Annotated in this window: 1 protein-coding gene; it reads right to left on the bottom strand. The window is 26.8% G+C overall.

Annotation, left to right across the window (positions count from 1 at the left end; translation table 11 throughout):
- The coding region (locus tag IM755_RS12770) for a hypothetical protein (protein ID WP_194097465.1) at positions 1-923 on the bottom strand (923 nt) is incomplete at its 3' end.
- Between the last annotated feature and the right edge of the window lie 105 nt (positions 924-1,028).

Consider the following 1,028-nt stretch of genomic DNA (forward strand, 5'->3'; position numbering starts at 1 on the left):
TCTTTACATTGACTGGCTATCTTAGCATATTTTTCATCTAAATATTGCAATACTTTTTCTTGCCCCATTTCTTTAAATCCTAATTGTAAAAATTGTAGAGCAAATTTTTGTGAATCCTCATTCTTAGAAAAAGCTAACATAATATCATCCACACTTTTTATAAATCCATCAATCATTTCTTCTTCCGTAAATTGCATATCGGGATTCATATAGTATCTAAGATAATCAAGAATGAGTTCCGAATAAAGTGGAGTATTTTGCAATTTACTATCATCTGTAATAATATTTTTCCAAAATTGCTCCCTTACTTCAAAATCCTGAATTTTCCAATGTTTCTTTACGTCTGGAAAATAAACGGGATAATTTTTCACCATATTTAAAGCCCAAAAACCAGGGTTAGAATTAATAAAATGTTGTTGCTCTTTATTAAATAATTGTTGTAGTTTTATATAAGCTTCATTGTTATTAATCCAAATCTTATTGGTTTGCTCTGGAAAATTAGCTAAAAAAAGTTGTAAAGCATTTATTTTTTTTAGTAAAATAGCTTCATTCTCTTTATAAGTATACCATTTTTTATTTTCTACAGACTTTATAAAATTTGGTTTTCTGCTTTCAGAGTTCGCATCAATTTCAAAATGAATTTCACTTTCATTACCATTTATAATAACATCCACAAAATCACTTTCAATTTCACTATATTGAAAACGATAAATACCAGGTTCAATATTTTTAGGGGCAGTAACAGTAAACAAATTATTTTTTATAGGCAAAGTGGCAACTTTAAAAGTACCAATGCCAAATTTTTGAACAATAACTTTAGCATAACGAGTATTGTTCTGAAAATTAGCACTGATTCGTATGCTATCCTGTGCAAATACAAACGGTGTTAGAAAAACAATTATTAAAAAATGAAAAAATCTCATGTTGGGCGATTTTAATTAATTAAGTAAAATAAAAGCTCCTTGTTTTTTAAGGAGCTTTTAAAAAAATTAAAAAGTTAAGCTTAGTCTTTTAAACATCTTAAACTA

Origin of the sequence: Flavobacterium proteolyticum, assembly GCF_015223105.1 — a bacterium.
GTDB lineage: Bacteria > Bacteroidota > Bacteroidia > Flavobacteriales > Flavobacteriaceae > Flavobacterium > Flavobacterium proteolyticum.